Origin of the sequence: Citrobacter sp. MGH100, assembly GCF_001034465.1 — a bacterium.
Lineage (GTDB): Bacteria > Pseudomonadota > Gammaproteobacteria > Enterobacterales > Enterobacteriaceae > Citrobacter > Citrobacter youngae.
Window position 1 is genome coordinate 1,141,015 of the sequence record NZ_KQ089801.1, and the last position, 21,604, is coordinate 1,162,618.

A 21,604-nucleotide genomic window follows, 5' to 3' on the forward strand; every position below is an offset into this window, starting at 1 on the left:
TAGCGTCGTGGACAGTCATTCATCTATTCTGTCTCACAAAGCAAAAACCCCGCCGAAGCGGGGTTCTATAAAGAGTGAAGCTGACCGATAAGCCGGGTTCTGTCGTGGACAGTCATTCATCTAGGCCAGCAATCGCTCACTGGCTCAAGCAGCCTACCCGGGTTCAGTACGGGCCGTACCTTGTGAACCCCTATTTGGCCTTGCTCCGGGTGGAGTTTACCGTGCCACGGACTGTTACCAGCCGCGCGGTGCGCTCTTACCGCACCCTTTCACCCTTACCTGATCCCACTTGCGTGGGCCATCGGCGGTTTGCTCTCTGTTGCACTGGTCGTGGGTTTCCCCCCCAGGCGTTACCTGGCACCCTGCCCTATGGAGCCCGGACTTTCCTCCCCTCCGCCCGTCTCCCCCGAAGAGGACGACGACGAAGCGGCGACTGTCTGGTCAGCTTCGGCGCGCAGTATAGAGGGTTCGTGCGCCTTTGTCACCCCGCACTACGCATTCCGATTGCCAGCGTGGCAGCGATATTCCTTGAAGCGCGGTAAATATTATCCGATGCCCCGCGGAAAGCGTCCTCCAGCGTGCCGATCCGGGTTAATACGCTAAACACCGCATCAATGCCATATTGGTGTACCACGTCCACATCGCGTGTCAGGCTACCCGCAATACCAATTACTGGTTTATGGTACTTCTTCGCGACGCTCGCCACGCCCACCGGCACTTTGCCATGCACACTCTGGCTGTCGATACGTCCCTCACCGGTGACCACCAGCGTACAATCGTGAATATGTTCTTCCAGATTGAGCGCCTGAGTCACAATCTCGATACCACTGCGCAGCTCCGCGCCTAAAAAAGCCATTAACGCGGCCCCCATTCCACCAGCCGCTCCCGCGCCAGGTACGTCTTTCACATCCACCCTGAGCGATTTTTTAATGATATCGGCATAGTGGGAAAGATTGCGGTCCAGCTCGACAATGTGTTCCTCAGTTGCCCCTTTCTGCGGGCCAAAAATGCGCGAAGCGCCAGAATCGCCAATGAGTGGATTGGTCACATCGCAGGCAACACGGATTGAACAGGTTTTTAAGCGCGGATCCAGCCCCGAAACATCGATGGTATTGAGGCAAATCAGGCTACCGCCGCCGTAACCGATTTCAGTACCGTTGGCATCACAGAGTTTTGCTCCCAGTGCCTGCACCATACCCGCGCCGCCGTCATTGGTCGCGCTACCGCCAATGCCGATAATGATACTTTTCGCACCGCTTTCCAGCGCCTGCAAAATCAACTCTCCGGTACCACAAGACGTTGTCACTAGTGGATTGCGTTTTTCAGGAGGAACCAACGCCAGGCCGCTGGCTGCAGCCATTTCGATAAACGCGGTTTTACCGTCACCGGACATGCCCCAGCAGGCATTCACTTTTTCACCCAGCGGCCCCGTCACCCACGCGGAATATTCACTCCCATGCGTGGCGGCAATCATGGCTTCGACCGTTCCTTCGCCGCCGTCGGCCACCGGAACTGAAACATATTGCGCATCGGGAAATATTTCCCGAAATCCTTTTTCTATTGCCTGAGCGACCTCAGTGGCAGATAGACTTTCTTTATAAGAGTCTGGGGCAATTACGATTTTCATAGTTATGTAGCCTGACTGTGCCGCGCAAGGCAAGAAATACAGGGCGCACATCCGCGCCCTTCTTGTTAGCGTGTGACTTCCACTTTCGCCAGTTTTTCGTAGTAGCATGCGAGCGCGCTGTGATCGGCGGTGCCCAGCCCATCTGCACGCAGCGCCTGCATCATCTCCATGACCGCAGCAGTCAGCGGCAACTGCGCGCCGACCCCATGAGAAGTGTCCAGCGCATTCGCCAAATCTTTGATATGCAGGTCAATACGGAAGCCTGGCTTGAAGTTGCGGTCCATAACCATCGGCGCTTTCGCGTCCAGCACGGTGCTTCCCGCCAATCCGCCACGGATCGCCTGATACACCAGATCCGGGTTCACACCCGCCTTGGTCGCCAGCGTCAGCGCTTCAGACATCGCCGCAATGTTCAGCGCCACAATCACCTGGTTCGCCAGCTTAGTGACGTTACCCGCGCCAATGTCGCCGGTATGTACCACTGAACCAGCCATCGCTTTCAACAGATCGTAATACTTGTCGAAAATCGCTTTATCGCCGCCGACCATCACCGACAACGTGCCATCAATCGCTTTCGGTTCGCCGCCGCTTACCGGTGCATCCAGCATATCCACGCCTTTCGCTTTCAGCGCGTCGCTGATTTCACGGCTGGCCAACGGTGCAATGGAGCTCATGTCGATAAGCACTGTGCCCGGTTTCGCCCCTTCAATAATTCCGCCTTCACCCAGCGCCACTTCCTTAACATGCGGGGAGTTCGGCAGCATGGTGATGATCACATCACACTGCTCAGCAATATCTTTCGCCGTGGCGGCGGTTTCTGCACCTGCGGCAATGACTTGTGCAATGGATTCCGGGTTACGGTCAGCAACCACCAACGAGTAACCTGCCTTGAGGAGGTTTTTACTCATTGGTTTACCCATGATACCGAGGCCAATAAAACCAACTTTCATTGTCATGTCTTTATCTCTCTCTACTGTCGATGGTGGTTATTTCTTAAAAGAATCAGCCAGTTTCTGCGTGGCTGAACGGAACACGCCAAGGTCGCTGCCAACAGCAACAAAGGTCGCGCCCCACTCCAGATAACGACGCGCATCCGCCTCTACCGGGGCCAGAATTCCGCTTGGTTTGCCATGTGCTTTCGCGCGGGCAAAAATGTGCTGGATAGCTTTCTGCACATCAGGATGTGACGCATTGCCGAGATGGCCTAGCGCCGCAGCCAGATCGCTTGGGCCGACGAAGACACCGTCTACGCCTTCGGTCGCCGCGATAGCGTCAACGTTATCAACGCCCTGCTGACTTTCGATCTGCACGATGATGGTGATGTTCTTATTCGACTGCGCAAAGTAGTCCGGTACGGTGCCAAACATATTGGCGCGATGGGAGACGGACACGCCGCGAATACCTTCCGGCGGATAGCGGGTCGATGCCACGGCGTTCACCGCCTCTTCTTGTGTCTCAACGAACGGGATCAGGAAGTTGTAAAACCCAATATCCAGCAGGCGCTTGATAATCACCGGCTCGTTGGTCGGTACGCGCACGACTGGCGCGCTGGCGCTACCTTTCAGCGCCATCAATTGCGGGATAAACGTCGAGATATCGTTCGGCGCGTGTTCGCCATCCAGCACCAGCCAGTCAAAACCTGCCAGGCCTAAAACCTCGGTACTGATTGGGTTGGCTAATGCAGACCAGCAGCCAATCTGAATCTGTTGCGCCGCGAGGGCCGCTTTAAACTTATTCGGAAAAATCGTGTTATTCATCGCCTATACCTTTGTTTATTTCTGCAATTCCATACGTTTAATGTCACCGACAATAAACAGGTAGCAAACCATCGCCATCAGCGCCGAGCATCCTACAAACATCAGCGCAGCATTAAATGAGTGCAGCTCGCTCACCAGATAACCAATCACCAGCGGGGTGACGATGGAAGCGACGTTGCCAAATACGTTAAATACCCCCCCGCACAGACCGACGATTTCTTTCGGTGCGGTATCGGAGATCACCGGCCAACCCAGCGCGCCGAAGCCTTTGCCGAAAAACGCCAGCGCCATCAGCGCGACGACCAGGGTGGTGTTATCGGTGTAGTTACACAGAATAATGGTTGACGCGAGCAACATTCCGAGCACAATCGGCAGCTTACGTGCCAGGGTGATGCTGAAGCCGCGTTTAATCAGATAATCAGAGAACACACCGCCGAGCACGCCACCGGCAAATCCGCACAGCGCAGGAATCGACGCCACCAGACCCACTTTCAGAATCGACATGCCTTTTTCTTGCACCAGGTAGATCGGGAACCAGGTCAGAAAGAACCAGGTGATGGTATTGATAAAATACTGTCCGAAGAACACCCCAAGCATCATGCGATTAGTCAGCAACTGCTTGATATAATGCAGCTTAGGACCGCCAGATGCCGCAGCGCCCGGCTTCTTGTGATCCATATCCACAACCGCGCCGTTGTCAGAGATAAACTTCAGCTCTTCCTGCGACATACGCGGGTGATCGGTTGGGTTATGAATAAACTTTACCCACAGGCCGGTGAGCACAAAACCGATAACGCCCATCACGGTAAAGACGTGCTCCCAACCCCAGGCGAAGGTCAGCCAGCCCAGCAGCGGCGAAAACAGCGCCAGAGAGAAATATTGTGCGGAGTTAAAAATTGCGGATGCCGTACCGCGCTCTTTCGTCGGGAACCAGGCCGCCACAATACGGGCGTTCGCCGGGAAGGACGGCGCTTCCGAGAAGCCCAGCATGAAACGCATGATGAACATTGAAATACCCGCCCAGGCCAGCGGAAACATATCCACGAATCCCTGCAGGAAGGTAAACAGCGACCAGAAAAACAGGCTGTAAGTGTAGACTTTCTTCGAGCCGAACTTATCGAGCAGCCAGCCGCCGGGGATTTGCATCAACAGATAAGCCCAGCCGAAGGCGGAGAAAATGTAACCCATTGAGATGGCGCTAAGCTGTAGCTCTTTCGCCACTTCCGTACCGGCAATAGACAACGTCGCACGGTCCGCGTAGTTAACGGCGGTAACAATAAAGATTATCAGCAATATTAAATAACGAGTGTGCGTACCTTTCTTTTTCTCTACCACCGTATCCAGTATCATACTATTTACCTCAGGTTACCTCGGGCACATGTCTTTTATTATTCGGCAGGCATTTTTAAGAATTAATTACCACCAATAAAAATACGCAATAATTTATCAGGTGCTATGAAACCGTGATTTAGTATAATCAGCACAACAAGGTTAATCATTGTGCAAATGCTCACTAAAGAAAATACGTTAGAATATTATCCTGGGCAAATGCACATAAGCATGGGCGCTAATGCACACATTTACGTATTGCCACCTCTGGCAGCATGATGTACCTGAGTTTAAGTGATCATGGTCACATTCTCAGATTTAATCTCCTGACATTCTTATTTCACAATACCAAGTTTTTATTGCTTTTAATTATCTGCAATATAACAACACCCATACAATTATTATCACCACCTGGCTGGAGAATACTGGACAATGGCCGACATCGAAATTAGACAAGAATCGCCAACGGCGTTTTATATTAAAGTTCACGACACAGATAATGTGGCGATTATTGTCAATGACAATGGTCTGAAAGCCGGGACATGTTTTCCGGATGGACTGGAGCTAATTGAACATATTCCCCAGGGTCATAAAGTGGCGCTCGTGGACATTCCTGTTCACGGCGAAATCGTGCGTTATGGCGAAGTGATAGGCTATGCCGTTCGCGATATCCCCCGCGGCAGCTGGATTGATGAATCAATGGTTGAGCTGCCCAAGGCTCCGCCGCTGGAAACATTACCGCTGGCAACCAAAGTCCCGGAACCGCTGCCGCCGCTGGAGGGGTATACCTTCGAAGGGTACCGCAATGCTGACGGCAGCGTCGGCACCAAGAATCTGCTCGGCATCTCCACCAGCGTGCACTGTGTGGCGGGCGTGGTGGACTATGTAGTGAAAATCATTGAGCGCGATCTGCTGCCCAAATATCCGAACGTCGACGGCGTGGTGGGGCTCAATCACTTGTACGGCTGCGGCGTGGCGATCAATGCCCCTGCCGCCATCGTGCCGATTCGTACAATCCACAATATTGCGTTGAACCCGAACTTCGGCGGTGAAGTAATGATCATCGGCCTTGGCTGCGAAAAACTCCAGCCTGAGCGCCTGCTGGAAGGTACTCACGATGTGAAAAGTATTCCGGTAGACAGCGCCAGTATTGTCAGCCTGCAGGATGAAAAACACGTTGGCTTTAAATCCATGGTAGAAGACATTTTGCAGGTCGCTGAGCGCCACCTGGCAAAGCTCAATCAGCGCCAGCGCGAAACCTGTCCGGCATCTGAACTGGTTGTCGGCATGCAATGCGGCGGCAGCGATGCGTTTTCTGGCGTAACGGCCAACCCGGCGGTAGGTTATGCCTCCGACCTGCTAGTTCGCTGCGGTGCGACCGTGATGTTCTCGGAAGTGACCGAAGTCCGCGATGCGATCCATCTTCTGACCCCACGGGCAGTTAACGAAGAGGTGGGCAAGCGTCTGCTCGAAGAGATGGCCTGGTACGACAACTATCTCGATATGGGAAAAACTGACCGCAGCGCTAACCCCTCTCCGGGTAACAAGAAAGGCGGTCTGGCAAACGTGGTGGAAAAAGCGCTGGGTTCTATTGCCAAGTCAGGCAAGAGCGCGATTGTCGAAGTATTGTCGCCGGGTCAGCGTCCAACCAGGCGCGGCCTGATTTATGCCGCCACCCCGGCAAGCGATTTTGTCTGTGGTACGCAGCAGGTTGCTTCCGGCATTACCGTGCAGGTGTTCACCACCGGTCGCGGTACGCCGTACGGTCTGATGGCCGTGCCGGTGATAAAAATGGCGACGCGAACTGAACTGGCTAATCGTTGGTTTGACCTGATGGACATCAACGCAGGCACCATCGCGACCGGAGAAGAAACCATCGAAGAAGTAGGGTTAAAGCTATTCGAGTTCATTCTCGACGTGGCCAGCGGTCGTAAGAAAACCTTCTCGGATCAGTGGGGATTACATAACCAGCTGGCGGTATTTAACCCGGCACCGGTAACCTGATTTTTCACTGTTTTTTCTTCAGGAGCATGTCTACGGGCATGCTCTTTTTTTTGGCATAAACTTTCGCAACCCTCCCATTACTTTCGAAACTTTCATTTTTCAGATCGAAATCACAAAAAAACATTACGAAACCCTATACTTTATTTCGAAGAAAGAAATCGAAAGACTTCGGAGGAAGTATGTTTATCATTTCAAGCAAAACGATGCTGAAGAAGGCTCAACAAGAAGGCTACGCCGTCCCCGCGTTTAACATCCACAATCTCGAGACCTTACAGGTTGTCGTGGAAACGGCTGCCGAGCTACGTTCTCCGTTGATCGTCGCCGGAACGCCAGGTACGTTTAGCTACGCTGGTGTAGGTAATATAGTCGCTATCGCCAGCGAGCTGGCCAGAAGCTGGAACCACCCCCTGGCAATTCATCTCGATCACCATGAAAGCGTCAGCGATATTGAAGCGAAAGTCTCCGCAGGGATTCGCTCTGTCATGATCGACGGCTCCCATTTACCGTTTACCGATAACATCGCGTTAGTCAAACGCGTGACGGATTACTGCCACCGCTATGACGTCAGCGTTGAAGCAGAACTGGGACGCCTGGGCGGGCAAGAAGATGATCTGATCGTGGATGGCAAGGATGCACTTTATACCCACCCTGAGCAGGCTCGAGAGTTCGTAGAAAAAACAGGTATCGACTCACTGGCAGTCGCCATTGGCACTGCCCATGGCTTGTACACCGCAGAACCAAAACTGGACTTTGAACGGTTAGCAGAAATTCGTCAATGCGTTGATATTCCTTTAGTTTTACATGGCGCTTCCGGCCTGCCCCCTCAGGATATTAAACGCGCAATCACTCTCGGGATCTGCAAAGTCAACGTCGCTACCGAACTCAAAATCGCCTTTGCTGACGCACTCAAAAACTACCTGAGCGCCCACACCGATGCAAACGATCCACGGCACTACATGGTGCCAGCAAAAACAGCGATGAAAGAGGTGGTACGTAAAGTCATTGCCGACTGCGGCTGCGAAGGAAAGCTGTAAGTCCTTCATTAATTTGAATTGCACGGGTGCTGACAAAGGTTTGTTTTTAAAGCTGGATCACGAAAGATGCTTTTACCCTTTGCCTTCAATCCAAAAATATTATGAAGATAAACAAAAGATATCGGAGATAGAAGTGAAAGAAATAATCTCTCGTCATAAAGCGGGTGAACATTTGGGCATTTGTTCTGTTTGTTCAGCCCATCCGCTGGTGATTGAATCCGCATTACGTTTTGATCTCAATACAGACAGTAAAGTGCTGATCGAAGCGACATCTAATCAGGTAAATCAGTTTGGCGGCTATACCGGGATGAAGCCTGCCGATTTCCGTGACTTTGTGCATAACATTGCAGAACAAGTCGGTTTCCCTCGTGAAAGACTGATTCTCGGGGGCGATCACCTCGGTCCTAACTGCTGGCAAAATGAACCGGCAGCAGAGGCAATGGCGAAATCCGTAGATTTAATTAAAGCTTATGTCGCCGCTGGATTCAGTAAAATCCATCTTGATGCCTCTATGTCCTGTGTTGACGATCCCACACCGCTGGATCCAATGGTTGTCGCCGAGCGCGCCGCTGTGTTATGCCAGGCCGCAGAAGCAACAGCCACTGAAGAACAGAAACGCCAATTAACTTACGTTATAGGGACAGAAGTTCCTGTACCTGGCGGAGAAGCCAGTACTATTGGTACCGTACATGTTACCCGCGAAGAAGATGCTGCCCGTACTCTGGAAACACACCAGGTCGCTTTTCGCGCATTAGGGCTTGAAGAAGCATTAACCCGTGTGATCGCCATTGTCGTCCAGCCAGGCGTAGAGTTTGATCACACACAGATCATTCACTATCAACCACAAGCCGCACAAGCGCTTTCCGCCTGGATCAAAGAGACGCCGATGGTCTACGAGGCGCACTCCACAGATTATCAAACCCGTCAGGCCTATCGTGACCTGGTACGTGACCACTATGCGATTCTGAAAGTCGGTCCCGCGCTGACTTTCGCCCTTCGCGAAGCTATTTTTGCGCTGGCACAAATGGAAAATGAGCTGATCTCTCCGGAACAACGGAGCCGGGTGCTGGAGGTGATTGATGAAGTCATGCTGAATGAGCCGGATTACTGGAAAAAATACTATCGTCCAACCTGGAGCCAGGCGATGGTCGATATTCACTTCAGCTTGTCTGACCGTATTCGCTACTACTGGCCTCATCCGCGTATTCGTCAAAGCGTAGAAAAGTTAATTGCCAACCTGAACGGTGTGGCATTACCGCTGGGGCTAATTAGCCAGTTTATGCCCGTGCAGTTTGAGCGCCTGTCAGAAGGAACGCTCACGGCTACACCACATAATCTGATTATCGACAAAATCCAGGACGTTCTGCGTGCCTATCGCTTTGGCTGCGCGCCAGTTATCGCCTGAAATCTGGAGAATATATGAGCCAACTCTTTGTCCGAACCGGAATTAACTTTAGCTCGTGTCAGCATGCGCTGGTGCACATTGGGGAAGAGATGCTGGCCAAAGGGGTCGTGCATGAAAGCTACCCGCAGGCCCTGATTGAGCGTGAAGCAACCTTTCCAACTGGAATCGCGCTGGAACATCATGCCGTTGCGATCCCGCACTGTGAAGCCGTTCATGCGAAATCGCCAGCTATCTATCTGATTCGCCCAGAGACGCCTGTCAACTTTCAGCAGGCAGATGATGATGAAGAGATAGCGGTCTCTTTAATTATTGCCTTAATCGTTGAGAACCCGACGGCGCAGCTGAAGCTCCTGCGTCGTCTGTTTAGTGAGCTGCAAAACCCGAACACCATTGAAGCATTATTGAATGCGCCAGATGCTGAACTGGCAATGCTCTTTCGGGAAAAAATCCTTGAGTCTGAGCCTTGCGCCCAGGCTTGATAAAAAACTGATAATAAAAGGAATACCCTATGAAACGTAAAGTAATTGTGGCTTGTGGCGGTGCTGTAGCAACTTCAACAATGGCAGCAGAAGAAATTAAAGAACTGTGTGAAGCCAACAATATCCAACTCGACCTGGTTCAGTGCCGGGTAACGGAAATCGAAACCTATATGGATGGAGCAGATCTTATCTGTACCACCGCCCGTGTTGACCGTACTTTTGGCGATATCCCTGTGGTCCACGGCATGCCTTTTGTTTCAGGCGTGGGTATCGAAGCGTTGCAGCAAAAAATACTGACTATCCTCGTGGGGTAACGCCATGTTTAGCGAAATAATGCGTTATATCCTCGATTTAGGTCCAACGGTTATGTTGCCGCTCGTGATCATCATCTTCTCAAAACTATTGGGGATGAAGCTCGGGGATTGTTTTAAATCTGGTCTGCATATTGGGATCGGCTTCGTCGGCATTGGTCTGGTTATTGGCCTGATGCTGGATTCTATCGGGCCTGCCGCAAAAGCAATGGCGGAGCAGTTTCAAATCAACCTGCATGTCATTGATGTTGGTTGGCCGGGTTCATCACCAATGACCTGGGCTTCGCAAATTGCGCTAATTGCGATTCCTGTCGCCATTGGTGTGAATATCCTGATGCTGGTTACCCGCATGACCCGCGTGGTGAACGTCGACATCTGGAATATCTGGCATATGACGTTTACCGGCGCCATGTTGCATCTGGCAACCGGTTCATACTGGCTGGGCATTCTCGGCGTGGTTGTTCATGCCGCCTTCGTCTACAAACTTGGCGACTGGTTTGCGAAAGACACGCGCGACTTTTTCGGTCTCGAAGGTATTGCCATCCCACACGGCTCATCAGCCTATCTGGGGCCAATAGCGGTCCTGGTTGATACGATCATTGAAAAAATCCCGGGTCTGAATCGCATTCATTTCAGTGCAGATGATGTACAGAAACGCTTCGGTCCTTTTGGTGAGCCAGTCACCGTCGGTTTTGTTATGGGCTTAGTGATCGGCTTGTTAGCCGGGTATGACATCAAAGCAGTATTGCAACTGGCGGTAAAAACTGCTGCCGTCATGCTGCTCATGCCGCGCGTCATTAAACCGATTATGGATGGCTTAACACCTATCGCGAAGCATGCCCGCAAACGCCTGCAGGCGAAATTTGGCGGTCAGGAGTTCTTAATTGGTCTGGATCCCGCATTGCTGCTCGGCCATACGTCGGTGGTTTCCGCCAGCCTGATCTTTATTCCGCTGACCATTCTGATTGCCGTCCTGGTCCCAGGTAATCAGGTTCTGCCCTTCGGCGATCTCGCCACCATTGGGTTCTTCGTCGCAATGGCGGTAGCCGTTCATCAGGGGAATCTGTTCCGCACGCTGATCTCTGGCGTCATCATCATGGGCATCACCTTGTGGATCGCCACCCAGACCATCGGCTTACACACTCAGCTTGCCGCCAACGCCGGGGCACTGAAAGCAGGTGGAATGGTCGCCTCTCTGGACCAGGGGGGCTCGCCGATCACCTGGTTACTGATTCAGCTCTTTACCTGGCAAAACGTCGTGGCGTTTGCAGTTATTGCCATCATTTACTTCGCAGGTGTGCTATTGACCTGGCGCCGGGCACGTAATTTCGTCGCCGCCGAAAAAGCAGCCGCTATCTCAGAAAGCCAGCCCACATCTTAATTTCTGGGGAGCATTTGCTCCCCTTCACATTTCTGGAGACTCTTATGAAATCAGTGGTTATTCACGCTGAGGGAGACGTACGCGTTGAAGAACGTCCCATGCCCCAACTGCAAGCCGATAACGATGTATTGGTCAGGGTGGTTAGTTCAGGACTTTGCGGTTCTGATATCCCGCGTATTTTCTCTCATGGTGCGCATTATTACCCAATAACGCTGGGTCATGAATTTAGCGGTTATGTTGAATCCTATGGCACTGGCGTTACTGATATGCAACCAGGCGACGCCGTTGCCTGCGTGCCGCTGCTCCCCTGCTTCCACTGTCCTCAGTGTGAGCGTGGTTACTTTTCGTTATGTAAGCAATATCAGTTTGTCGGTTCGCGTAGCGAAGGGGGCAATGCGGAATATGTGGTCGTAAAACGCGCCAATCTGTTCCGACTGCCATCAGATATGCCGATTGATGACGGGGCATTCATCGAACCGATTACCGTCGGTTTGCATGCCTTCCATCTGGCCCTGGGCTGCGAAGGCAAAAACGTGATTATCGTTGGCGCAGGCACTATCGGTTTGCTGGCGATGCAATGTGCCCGCGAACTCGGTGCAAAAAGTGTCACGGCAATTGATATCAACCCACAAAAATTGACGTTAGCGAAAGAGTTGGGAGCCACTCACGTATTCAATAGCCGGGAGATGGGCGCGGCGGAAATCTATTCTGCACTGGCCGATTTGCAGTTCGATCAGCTTGTACTGGAGACAGCAGGAACACCACAAACCGTAGCCCTGTCTGTAGAAATTGCAGGTCCTCGCGCACAGGTAGCGTTAGTGGGTACATTGCATCAGGACCTGACGCTGACTTCCAGTGTATTTGGCCAAATACTGCGTAAGGAATTAACGATTCTCGGCAGTTGGATGAACTACTCCAGCCCATGGCCAGGAGAGGAGTGGGAAACCGCTGCACGCTTGTTGACCGAAAAACGTTTACAGCTGGAGCCGTTAATTGCCCATAGCGGCGATGCTGACAGTTTTGCCAAAGCGGTAACATCGCTCAATGGCGCACCGATGCAGGGAAAAATTCTGCTCAAATTTGCCTGACCTCACGAGCCAGCAACCTGCGCTGGCTCACATTTCCTTTCGAAATTTAGCGTTCACCTTTCGCAATCCTTCGATTAAACTAGTGATAGTTAAATTATCAGGTAAATCAATATGAACTCATTTGAGAGAAGGAACAAAATTGTCGACCTGATTAATACGCAAGGCAGCGTGCTGGTAATGGACCTTTCGAATACCTTTGGTATTTCTGAAGTGACTATTCGCGCCGACCTGCGGTTATTAGAGGAGAAAGGTCTTGTCACCCGTTTTCACGGCGGAGCGGCAAAACCAGGAAGCCACCTGGCTGAAGGCGACAATCAGGAAGTGATATTGGAAGAGCGGTATCAACTTGCCAGCGATCCGAAAAAAAGGATCGCCCAGGCCGCGACCGCAATGGTCGAAGAAGGCATGACCGTCATTCTCGATAGCGGAAGCACCACCTTGCTTATCGCGGAGGCGTTAAACCGAAAAAGTAATATCACCGTTATTACCAATAGCCTACCCGCCGCATTCACGTTGTCGGAAAACAAAGACATTACGCTGGTCGTCTGCGGTGGAACCGTGCGCCATAAAACGCATTCAATGCATGGCACTATCGCTGAACGTTCCCTACAAGGGATCAGCGCTGACCTGATGTTTGTGGGTGCCGATGGGATTGATGCCACAAATGGCATTACGACATTTAACGAAGGCTACTCCATTAGCAGCGTCATGGCAGCTGCCGCACATAAGGTCATCGCGGTGCTGGACGCGACAAAGTTCAATCGCCGTGGCTTTAATCAGGTATTGCCGATGGAGAAGATTAATTGCGTGATAACCGACGATAGCATCAGCAAGCAGGACAAATCAGCGCTGGCTAAAACAGGCGTTGAGTTACTAATCGTTTAGTTTTTTACCCGCCACATCCCGCTTTTCTTCGCACCAACGCGTTGCAACTTTCCTTTTTGCTGCAACGCTTTCAGATAGCGTTCAACTGTTCGGGGTGAAATTTCACACTCATCAGCGATACTTTTGGCAGTTCTACCAGGCTGATTCGACAAGATTCGTAGAATGCGCTTTTCCATATCCAGTAAATCAGACGGCATTTCTTCCGACATTTCTTCCGACATTTCTTCCGACAGGGTCGATGATTGTCCTAATCCCTCTTGCAAAGCAGAGATAATGTTTTCCAGAATAAATTCTATAAATGGCGTGCAGCTGCTTTGCCGATCGCACACTCCTAGCACCTGGTAATAGCGATCCTGCTGGTAGTGGATCAGCGTTTCCACCGGCAACCAGGCTAATTCTGAACGCCACTCACTCAGGATTAATGTCTGCCACAATCGCCCCATCCGTCCATTGCCGTCGGCAAAAGGATGAATAAATTCGAACTCATAATGGAATACAGCACCAGCGATAAGCGGGTGAAGTTCTGTCGTTTTTAACCAGTCCAGTAAGTCATTCATCAAGCGAAGAACTTGTGAGACCGGCGGGGCCATATGAATCAGCTGTTTTTCCCTGTAAACACCGACATTGCCAGATCGCAATTGGCCCGGGTTATCGACAAGCCCCATCATCAGGACTTGATGTGCCTGTAAAAGATCGGAGAGTTTTTCACTTTTCCACTCCGACATTTTTTCATATGCCAGAATCGCATTTCTGACTTCCTGTATATCTTTAGCCGGAGCCAAAATACGCTTACCGTCCATCAGGGCTGTAACCTGATCCGTCGTCAACGAATTATGCTCAATCGCTAAAGAGGCCTGAATAGTGCGAATACGATTCTCTTTACGCAAAAGAGGAGATGCCCTGCCCGCCATCACCGCCCAATGCCCCATCAGTTCACCAATCTCAATAACTTGATTGAGGATCAATGGCGTAACGGTAAAAGGCGGTTGATAGGTGCTCACGTTTACTCTCCCTGCTGTTCCAGTGCGTGCTTATACAGTGCATTCTTTTTCACGCCGTGGATTTCAGCGGCCAGCGCGGCGGCCTTTTTCAGCGGCAGTTCTGCCTGTAATAAAGCCAACGTACGCAGCGCATCGGCAGGCAGGTCATCTTCCTGCGCTTTATGCCCTTCGACAATCAGCACCATTTCTCCTTTACGACGGTTTTCATCTTCCTTGACCCACGCCAGCAGTTCGCTGACCGGTGCGCCGTGAATGGTTTCCCAGGTTTTGGTCAGCTCGCGCGCCAGTACCACGTAACGGGATTCGCCCCAAACGGCAACCATGTCTTCCAGGCTATCCAGCAAGCGGTGGGTAGATTCATAAAAAATAAGCGTACGCGGCTCTGCCTCAATGGCTTTCATCGCATCACGACGCCCTTTCGATTTGGCAGGCAGAAAACCTTCATAGCAAAAACGGTCTGAAGGCAGACCAGCAGCGCTCAGGGCAGCAATCGCCGCGCAAGGGCCCGGCAGAGGAACAACGCGGATCCCCGCTTCGCGACAGGTGCGCACCAGATGGTAGCCAGGATCGTTAATCAGCGGCGTTCCGGCATCGGAAACCAGCGCAATGTTTTGCCCTTCTTTGAGTTTCGCCACCAGCGTTTCCGCTTTTTGTTGCTCATTGTGATCGTGTAACGCAAACAAACGGGCGTTAATCGCGAAGTGTTGTAACAATAATCCGGTATGACGGGTGTCTTCAGCGGCAATCAAATCAACGGCTTGTAAAACTTCGAGCGCTCGTTGGGTAATATCAGCCAAATTTCCTATAGGAGTAGGTACAATAAAGAGTTGGCCTTGAGAATTATCCGCCGATTCGTGTTGTTTCATTGTGTCGTCCGTATTGCCGATTTAATATTGAGCATTGAGTAAAAAAATATCACTGGATACAGTATGGTACCCTCAACATTTTCTCGTTTGAAAGCCGCGCGCGCGCTACCAGTCATTCTGGCTGCACTGATTTTCGCAGGCTGTGGCACCCAGGCGCCAGACCAGAGTGCAGCCCATATGCAGGGCACTGCGCAGGCTGATTCCGGCTTTTATCTGCAACAAATGCAGCAAAGCTCAGATGATAGCAAGACCAACTGGCAATTACTCGCCATTCGTGCACTGCTGAAAGAAGGCAAGAGCCAGCAGGCTACCGAGCTATTCAACCAGCTACCGCAGAAACTCAGCGATACTCAGCGTCGTGAGCAGTCGTTGCTCGCCGTCGAGATCAAGCTCGCGCAGAAAGATATCGCTGGCGCTCAGGCCCTGCTGGATAAACTCACTCCTGCCGATTTCGATCAAAACCAGCAGGCCAGATACTGGCAGGCGCAAATCGACGTCAACCAGGGTCGCCCGTCGTTGACGCTATTGCGCGCCTTGATCGCCCAGGAACCGCTGCTGGCCGCGAATGCTAAGCAGAAAAACATCGATGCCACATGGCAGGCGCTGTCATCCATGACCCAGGAACAAGCGCAGGCGCTGGTCATCAATGCAGATGAAAACGTGCTGCAAGGCTGGCTGGATCTCCAGCGCGTCTGGTTCGATAACCGTAACGATCCGGACATGATGAAAGCAGGTATTGCTGACTGGCAGAAACGTTATCCGCAAAACCCGGGCGCAAAAATGCTGCCAACGCAGTTGGTTAACGTGCAGAGCTTTAAGCCCGCCTCCACCAGCAAAATTGCGCTGCTGCTGCCGCTGAACGGTCAGGCCGCTGTATTTGGCCGGACTATTCAGCAAGGCTTTGAAGCGGCGAAAAATATGGGTACTCAACCCGTAGCGGCCCCTGCTGTAGCTGCGCCTGCTGTGGATACAACAGCTGCGACGACCACAGAACAGCCGCAAACGACTGACGGCGTTGCCAGCCCTTCTCAGGCGTCAGTCAGCGATCTGACCAACGAGACGCCAGCTCAGCCAGAAACACCTGCTGCGCAGCCCGCAGCACCCGCTCAGCCAACAACCGCCAGCGCACCGGCGAATCCATCAGCAGAGCTGAAAATCTACGACACCTCATCACAGCCGCTGAACCAAATCCTGACTCAGGTCCAGCAGGATGGCGCCAGCATCGTGGTTGGTCCGCTGTTGAAAAACAATGTTGAAGAGCTGATGAAAAGCAACACGCCATTAAACGTGCTGGCGCTTAATCAGCCGGAGTCGGTGAAAAACCTGCCGAACGTCTGCTACTTCGCTTTGTCGCCAGAAGATGAAGCGCGCGATGCCGCACGCCACATCCGTGAACAAGGAAAACAAGCACCACTGCTGTTGATCCCGCGGAGTTCGTTAGGTGATCGCGTTGCCAATGCCTTTGCTCAGGAATGGCAAAAACTGGGCGGCGGCATGGTGCTGCAGCAGAAGTTCGGCTCCACCGCCGAGCTGAAAATGGGCGTCAACGGCGGCTCGGGGATTTCCCTGACGGGTAGCCCGGTGGCGTCCTCTGTACCTGCGCAACCTGGCGTGACGATTGGCGGTCTGACGATACCGGCTGCGCCTACCGATGCCCAAATCACTGGCAGCAGCGGTCGTGTTGATGCCGTGTATATTCTGGCAACGCCGGAAGAAATTGCCTTTATTAAGCCGATGATCGCCATGCGTAACGGCAGCCAGAGCGGTGCGACACTGTACGCCAGCTCCCGCAGTGCGCAGGGTACCGCTGGCCCGGATTTCCGTCTGGAGATGGAAGGTTTGCAGTACAGCGAAATACCGATGCTGGCAGGCGGCAACGAGCCGCTCATGCAGCAAGCGCTGAGTGTAGTACGCAATGACTACTCACTGGCGCGCATGTATGCAATGGGCGTCGATGCCTGGTCGCTCGCTAATCATTTCTCGCAAATGCGTCAGGTGCAGGGCTTCGAAATTAACGGCAACACCGGCGCATTGACCGCAACGCAGGATTGCGTAATTAACAGGAAGTTATCATGGCTCAAATACCAGCAAGGACAGGTCGTCCCCGCCAGTTAACGAGCAAACAGACCGGTGACGCGTGGGAATCCACCGCGCGTAACTGGCTGCAAAGCAAGGGACTGCATTTTATCGCCGCCAACGTGCGTGAACGTGGCGGCGAAATCGACCTGATAATGTGTGAAGGCAGCACCACCGTCTTTGTTGAGGTTCGCTATCGGCGCTCGGCCCAGTTTGGCGGCGCAGCGGCGAGTGTGACCCGGAGCAAACAACACAAATTATTACAGACCGCCCGCTTGTGGCTTGCACGCCACAATGGGAGTTTTGATACTGTGGATTGCCGGTTCGATGTGTTAGCCTTCACCGGAAATGATGTTGAGTGGTTTAAGGATGCGTTCAAAGACCGCTCATAGTTGAAGATTCAGAGCCTGGTTCTTAAGGATTAGCGTGTTAGATAGAATTAAAGTCTGCTTTACTGAAAGCATTCAAACTCAGATAGCTGCGGCTGAAGCACTCCCGGATGCGATCTCCCGTGCAGCCATGACGCTGGTTCAGTCCCTGCTCAATGGCAACAAAATTCTCTGTTGTGGTAATGGGACGTCCGCTGCCAACGCACAGCATTTTGCTGCCAGCATGATCAACCGTTTTGAAACAGAACGCCCAAGTTTACCTGCGATTGCACTAAATACTGATAATGTGGTCTTAACTGCGATTGCCAACGATCGCCTGCACGACGAAGTTTATGCAAAACAAGTCCGTGCGCTGGGACATGCAGGTGATGTTCTATTGGCAATTTCTACGCGTGGTAATAGCCGCGATATCGTAAAAGCCGTTGAAGCAGCCGTTACGCGCGACATGACGATCGTTGCGTTGACCGGTTATGACGGAGGGGAGCTGGCCGGGTTGTTGGGGCCACAGGATGTTGAAATCCGCATCCCGTCACACCACAGCGCCCGCATTCAGGAAATGCATATGCTGACGGTCAATTGCCTTTGCGATCTCATTGATAACACGCTTTTCCCTCACCAGGATGATTAAGGAGTACACATGAAGGCATTTTCGCCGCTCGCCGTCGTTCTCTCAGCATTGCTGTTGCAAGGCTGTGTAGCTGCCGCCGTTGTCGGAACAGCAGCTGTCGGGACGAAAGCAGCAACGGATCCTCGCAGTGTCGGCACCCAGGTAGATGATGGGACCCTGGAATTACGCGTCAATACGGCGTTGTCGAAAGATGCCCAGATCAAGAAAGAAGCGCGAATCAACGTGAGCGCATATCAGGGTAAAGTGCTGCTGGTCGGTCAGTCGCCAAATAGCGAACTGTCTGCGCGGGCAAAACAGATTGCGATGGGCGTAGAAGGTACGACTGAGGTCTTTAATGAGATCCGTCAGGGCCAGCCAATCGGTCTGGGCGATGCATCCAACGATACCTGGATAACCACCAAAGTACGTTCCCAGTTACTGACCAGCGATCAGGTGAAATCCTCTAACGTGAAAGTCACCACCGAGAATGGAGAAGTGTTCCTGTTAGGTCTGGTGACCGAACGCGAAGCGAAGGCGGCGGCAGACATCGCCAGCCGGGTAAGCGGCGTGAAACGCGTCACTACGGCCTTTACGTTTATTAAATAATACTGATGCCGGATAGCGACGCCTGAGCGTCTTATCCGGCCTACAGGACGTTATCGTTTGTAGGTTGGATAAGCGTCAGCGCCATCCGGCATTTTATTTAGCCCTTTCGCGCAGCTCTGAAGAGGTCAGTATCGTAACGCCCTCCGGTCCAGGCGCCAGCGCCTCCGCCAGCATAGCTCGCGCAACATCGTGCGCTTCAATCGACTTCCAGTTACCCGGCAGCAACCGAAATAATGGCGCTAAAAACATTTCATTCGCCCGCTGTTTATCCCGATCACCCAGTAGCATAGAAGGCCGGGCAATCGTCAGCCGGGGCCATTTCTGCGCGATCAGCGCCTGCTCCATTTCCCCTTTCACCCGATTATAAAAAAACGGCGAATGTGCATTGGCTCCCATCGAACTCACCACCAGCATATGCTGTGCCCCCAGCCGACGCCCCGCCAGAGCTGTATCCACTACCAGCGTATAATCCGCGTGGATAAACGCCTCTTTACTACCCGCTTCACGTCGGGTCGTACCCAGACAACAAAAGACAATATCGACCGGATCGGTAACCTGCGCCAGAGCATCGGTTAGCTGCGGATCGTGGGGATTATAGATGCCAACCGTATCAGCCAGCGGTCGACGCGTCGGCGCCGTAATGGCATTGATCCGGGGTTCATTCAGTAGCATCCGCAATAAATGTCCACCCACCAGACCCGTTGCACCGGTTATTAACACCTGGCTCATCGTTTATTTTCCCCTGACGCTTCAATCACTCTTTTAACTATAGATCACGTAGCCAGTGCATCTTTTTACCGAAGCCCAGCGTGTTGTCAGTGAATTTGACTTCATCCAGTCGAATCTCCCACACGGGCGCTGGCAACATTCTGGCGATGGGGAAACGGCGGTTGTAGGCGTTACGCGCGGTTTCACTCTCCTGCCCTTCAAGACGGCGAATTTCCCCCTTAAACTGCACGCCACGAATCAGGGCGACCGTTTTGGGCTGACCGTTTACCGTGCCGGCAATCGGTGCACACGGTCCCGACATCTGCGCATGGCGTGTTTTATCTTCGGTCAGCACATAGAATGCCATCTTCTGCGCATCAAACAGGTAAAACGCATTGGCGCACCACAATTCACCTTCATGGTGTACACACCAGGTCACGACGTGCTGTTTTGCCAGCCAGCGAGACACCGCAGTCAGTGTTTCCATTTCTGTTCTCTTTTATACTGTAGGCCTGAAAATTATCACGTCGATGGTGACAATGACACCCTGGTATCTGTACCTGATCCGTACTGCGGACAATGCCTTATACACCGGAATAACCACCGATGTGCAGCGCCGCTATCAGCAGCATCAGAGCGGGAAAGGTGCGAAGGCGCTACGTGGAAAGGGGGAACTCACGTTGGCATTTGCGGCGCAGGTTGGCGACCATTCGCTGGCCCTGCGCATAGAGTATCGGGTCAAGCAGCTTACAAAACGCCAGAAAGAGCATCTTGTGGAAGGCGAAGGGCTTGAGGCTCTACTGAGGAGCCTGCAAACCCCCGACACTTAAAAGCGATTGAAATGGTCGTGATATTCCACCAGGCCAGAGACGCCCTCCAGCGCATCTTCTGCCAGGCGATGCACCTGGAATGCACTTTCTGTACCCGGCCAGCGACAACGCAGGTCATGATGCGCTGCCAGCTCAAAGCCAAAGCGGCTGTACAGTGCCGGATCGCCCAGCGTAACCACCGCGGCGTAGCCAAACTCGTTCAGGGAATCGAGTCCTTCATAGACCAGTTGACGCGCCAGGCCCTGTCCCCGGTAGTTTTCATCCACCGCGAGCGGCGCCATGCCGACCCATTGCAGATCTTCACCCTGCACATCAACAGGGCTGAATGCGACGTAGCCCACTACCTGACCTTCATCATCGGTAGCAACCAAACCCAGCGTTAAGAAACCATCTTCACGCAGGTCGTGGACTAATTTTGCTTCCGCATCGCTCTCAAATGAACGGCGCAGCAATGCATCAATACCAGGGGCATCAATGGGAATCTCAACTCGAATCAGCATGGCTCACCTACCGAGGTCTGTTTGGTTTCTGGCGACGTTTTCATACCCGCCTCAACAAAATCCGCCAACTGCAGCAGCATGACACGTAACGCTTTCGGCATCTGCTCCAGTTCGATGGCGTCCATCAGATTTTTAACATACAGCCCTAATTCTGTATCACCTTCGATCACCAGGCGACGCTGGAAGAAAAGCGTATCCGGATCCTGCTTGCGGGCCGCGATCATCAGGAGATCGCTGGCATCGGCGCTAAAACTCACATCCGCATCTGCATTCTGGCTGACGATAAGTTTATCGTTCTCAACAGAGGTATACCATTTGAGGTCAATGTCACGCACATGAATGCTCAGCCAGCGACCTTCGAGAAACTCCAGCTCCCCATCGGCCAGCGCCTGACTAAACTGCCAGCTCAGGACCTGTTCCAGAACCTGGCGCTTCAGCGCAAAGGGCGTCAGTTTAACCGGTACACTGATCAGAGAAGGACCTAAATGTACTAAGCGTGAACGCAGTTTATCCAACACGAGCTTTACTCCCTGTTTCAATAGTCCTGCTATTTTGCCATATCAAATAAACGACATAGCGGCATAAATCAACAATTCGCTACGAAATTGTTACCTCTTTATTGGTGTCACCAATACGACTTTAACTGCCTCAAATCAAAAATTGTCTCAGCAAGGTTAACTAAAATCCCTCTTCGTTAACATTTCTGCGCCCTACATGGCGC

23 protein-coding genes and 1 other RNA gene are annotated in these 21,604 nt (G+C 52.4%); 13 read left to right on the top strand and 11 right to left on the bottom strand.

The window, feature by feature from the left end; translation table 11 throughout:
- Positions 1-72: 72 nt before the first annotated feature.
- The 5 genes from rnpB to garP form a co-directional block, all read right to left on the bottom strand.
- Positions 73-449, bottom strand: an RNA gene (rnpB, locus tag SK32_RS24030) — RNase P RNA component class A.
- Between the two features lie 32 nt (positions 450-481).
- Entirely contained in the window at positions 482-1,627 is a 1,146-nt protein-coding gene (gene garK, locus SK32_RS17055; protein ID WP_048213365.1) for a glycerate 2-kinase, read from the bottom strand.
- Between the two features lie 65 nt (positions 1,628-1,692).
- The gene (gene garR, locus SK32_RS17060) at positions 1,693-2,583 is read right to left on the bottom strand and encodes a 2-hydroxy-3-oxopropionate reductase (protein WP_048213366.1); all 891 of its coding nucleotides are present in this window, start codon (positions 2,581-2,583) and stop codon (positions 1,693-1,695) included.
- Between the two features lie 30 nt (positions 2,584-2,613).
- A complete protein-coding gene (garL, locus tag SK32_RS17065) occupies positions 2,614-3,384 on the bottom strand; it encodes a 2-dehydro-3-deoxyglucarate aldolase (RefSeq protein ID WP_048213367.1) in 771 nt (256 codons plus the stop codon).
- Positions 3,385-3,399: 15 nt separating this feature from the next.
- Positions 3,400-4,734, bottom strand: a complete 1,335-nt coding sequence (gene garP / locus SK32_RS17070; RefSeq protein WP_048213368.1) for a galactarate/glucarate/glycerate transporter GarP — start codon at positions 4,732-4,734, stop codon at positions 3,400-3,402.
- Positions 4,735-5,145: 411 nt separating this feature from the next.
- Here garP and garD point away from each other — a divergent pair, with 411 nt between their 5' ends.
- The 8 genes from garD to SK32_RS17110 all read left to right on the top strand — a co-directional run bounded on the left by garD (position 5,146) and on the right by SK32_RS17110 (position 13,300).
- Positions 5,146-6,717 (top strand): galactarate dehydratase, encoded by a 1,572-nt coding sequence (gene garD / locus SK32_RS17075; protein ID WP_048213369.1) that lies wholly within the window; start codon positions 5,146-5,148, stop codon positions 6,715-6,717.
- A gap of 179 nt (positions 6,718-6,896) precedes the next feature.
- On the top strand, positions 6,897-7,751 hold the full coding sequence (locus SK32_RS17080) for a tagatose bisphosphate family class II aldolase (RefSeq protein ID WP_048213370.1): 855 nt from the start codon (positions 6,897-6,899) through the stop codon (positions 7,749-7,751).
- A 133-nt stretch (positions 7,752-7,884) separates the two neighbouring features.
- Positions 7,885-9,156, top strand: a complete 1,272-nt coding sequence (gene gatZ / locus SK32_RS17085; protein ID WP_048213371.1) for a tagatose-bisphosphate aldolase subunit GatZ — start codon at positions 7,885-7,887, stop codon at positions 9,154-9,156.
- A 14-nt stretch (positions 9,157-9,170) separates the two neighbouring features.
- Entirely contained in the window at positions 9,171-9,635 is a 465-nt protein-coding gene (gene gatA / locus SK32_RS17090) for a PTS galactitol transporter subunit IIA (protein WP_048213372.1), read from the top strand.
- A gap of 29 nt (positions 9,636-9,664) precedes the next feature.
- Positions 9,665-9,949 (top strand): PTS galactitol transporter subunit IIB, encoded by a 285-nt coding sequence (gene gatB, locus SK32_RS17095; RefSeq protein WP_003828616.1) that lies wholly within the window; start codon positions 9,665-9,667, stop codon positions 9,947-9,949.
- Positions 9,950-9,953: 4 nt separating this feature from the next.
- Positions 9,954-11,327 (top strand): galactitol-specific PTS transporter subunit IIC, encoded by a 1,374-nt coding sequence (locus tag SK32_RS17100; RefSeq protein WP_048213373.1) that lies wholly within the window; start codon positions 9,954-9,956, stop codon positions 11,325-11,327.
- Positions 11,328-11,371: 44 nt separating this feature from the next.
- The gene (gene gatD, locus SK32_RS17105) at positions 11,372-12,415 is read left to right on the top strand and encodes a galactitol-1-phosphate 5-dehydrogenase (RefSeq protein ID WP_048213374.1); all 1,044 of its coding nucleotides are present in this window, start codon (positions 11,372-11,374) and stop codon (positions 12,413-12,415) included.
- Positions 12,416-12,526: 111 nt separating this feature from the next.
- Complete coding sequence (locus SK32_RS17110) at positions 12,527-13,300, top strand: DeoR/GlpR family DNA-binding transcription regulator (protein ID WP_048213375.1); 774 nt, start codon at positions 12,527-12,529, stop codon at positions 13,298-13,300.
- Here the strand turns inward: SK32_RS17110 and SK32_RS17115 are convergent.
- Together SK32_RS17115 and rsmI are read right to left on the bottom strand one after the other, a co-directional pair.
- Positions 13,297-14,301: a Fic family protein gene (locus SK32_RS17115; protein WP_048213376.1), complete on the bottom strand. Its 1,005-nt coding sequence runs from the start codon at positions 14,299-14,301 to the stop codon at positions 13,297-13,299. The two genes, SK32_RS17110 and SK32_RS17115, sit on opposite strands and share 4 nt — an antisense overlap.
- A gap of 2 nt (positions 14,302-14,303) precedes the next feature.
- Positions 14,304-15,167 (bottom strand): 16S rRNA (cytidine(1402)-2'-O)-methyltransferase, encoded by an 864-nt coding sequence (rsmI, locus tag SK32_RS17120; protein WP_048213377.1) that lies wholly within the window; start codon positions 15,165-15,167, stop codon positions 14,304-14,306.
- A gap of 63 nt (positions 15,168-15,230) precedes the next feature.
- On the opposite strand from rsmI, the gene SK32_RS17125 reads away from it, so the two are divergent.
- The 4 genes from SK32_RS17125 to dolP are packed head-to-tail and all read left to right on the top strand — an operon-like array spanning position 15,231 to position 18,845.
- A complete protein-coding gene (locus SK32_RS17125) occupies positions 15,231-17,282 on the top strand; it encodes a penicillin-binding protein activator (RefSeq protein ID WP_048213378.1) in 2,052 nt (683 codons plus the stop codon).
- Positions 17,240-17,635: a YraN family protein gene (locus SK32_RS17130; RefSeq protein WP_048213379.1), complete on the top strand. Its 396-nt coding sequence runs from the start codon at positions 17,240-17,242 to the stop codon at positions 17,633-17,635. Before SK32_RS17125 ends, SK32_RS17130 begins: the two co-directional genes overlap by 43 nt.
- Positions 17,636-17,669: 34 nt before the next feature.
- Positions 17,670-18,260 (top strand): DnaA initiator-associating protein DiaA, encoded by a 591-nt coding sequence (gene diaA, locus SK32_RS17135; protein ID WP_048213380.1) that lies wholly within the window; start codon positions 17,670-17,672, stop codon positions 18,258-18,260.
- Between the two features lie 9 nt (positions 18,261-18,269).
- Entirely contained in the window at positions 18,270-18,845 is a 576-nt protein-coding gene (dolP, locus tag SK32_RS17140) for a division/outer membrane stress-associated lipid-binding lipoprotein (RefSeq protein WP_048213381.1), read from the top strand.
- A 93-nt stretch (positions 18,846-18,938) separates the two neighbouring features.
- On the opposite strand, the gene SK32_RS17145 is transcribed toward dolP, so the two are convergent.
- Together SK32_RS17145 and SK32_RS17150 are read right to left on the bottom strand one after the other, a co-directional pair.
- Complete coding sequence (locus SK32_RS17145; protein ID WP_048213382.1) at positions 18,939-19,574, bottom strand: NAD(P)H-binding protein; 636 nt, start codon at positions 19,572-19,574, stop codon at positions 18,939-18,941.
- A gap of 37 nt (positions 19,575-19,611) precedes the next feature.
- Positions 19,612-20,040 carry a YhbP family protein gene (locus tag SK32_RS17150; RefSeq protein WP_048213383.1) on the bottom strand — a complete coding sequence of 143 codons (429 nt, stop codon included), beginning with the start codon at positions 20,038-20,040 and terminating at the stop codon, positions 19,612-19,614.
- 43 nt (positions 20,041-20,083) lie between these two features.
- Here SK32_RS17150 and SK32_RS17155 point away from each other — a divergent pair, with 43 nt between their 5' ends.
- Complete coding sequence (locus SK32_RS17155) at positions 20,084-20,383, top strand: GIY-YIG nuclease family protein (RefSeq protein ID WP_086523470.1); 300 nt, start codon at positions 20,084-20,086, stop codon at positions 20,381-20,383.
- On the opposite strand, the gene SK32_RS17160 is transcribed toward SK32_RS17155, so the two are convergent.
- Positions 20,380-20,883, bottom strand: coding sequence for a GNAT family N-acetyltransferase (locus tag SK32_RS17160; RefSeq protein WP_048213385.1), 504 nt, complete (start codon positions 20,881-20,883; stop codon positions 20,380-20,382). The two genes, SK32_RS17155 and SK32_RS17160, sit on opposite strands and share 4 nt — an antisense overlap.
- Complete coding sequence (gene ubiT, locus SK32_RS17165) at positions 20,877-21,401, bottom strand: ubiquinone anaerobic biosynthesis accessory factor UbiT (RefSeq protein ID WP_048213386.1); 525 nt, start codon at positions 21,399-21,401, stop codon at positions 20,877-20,879. Before ubiT ends, SK32_RS17160 begins: the two co-directional genes overlap by 7 nt.
- Between the last annotated feature and the right edge of the window lie 203 nt (positions 21,402-21,604).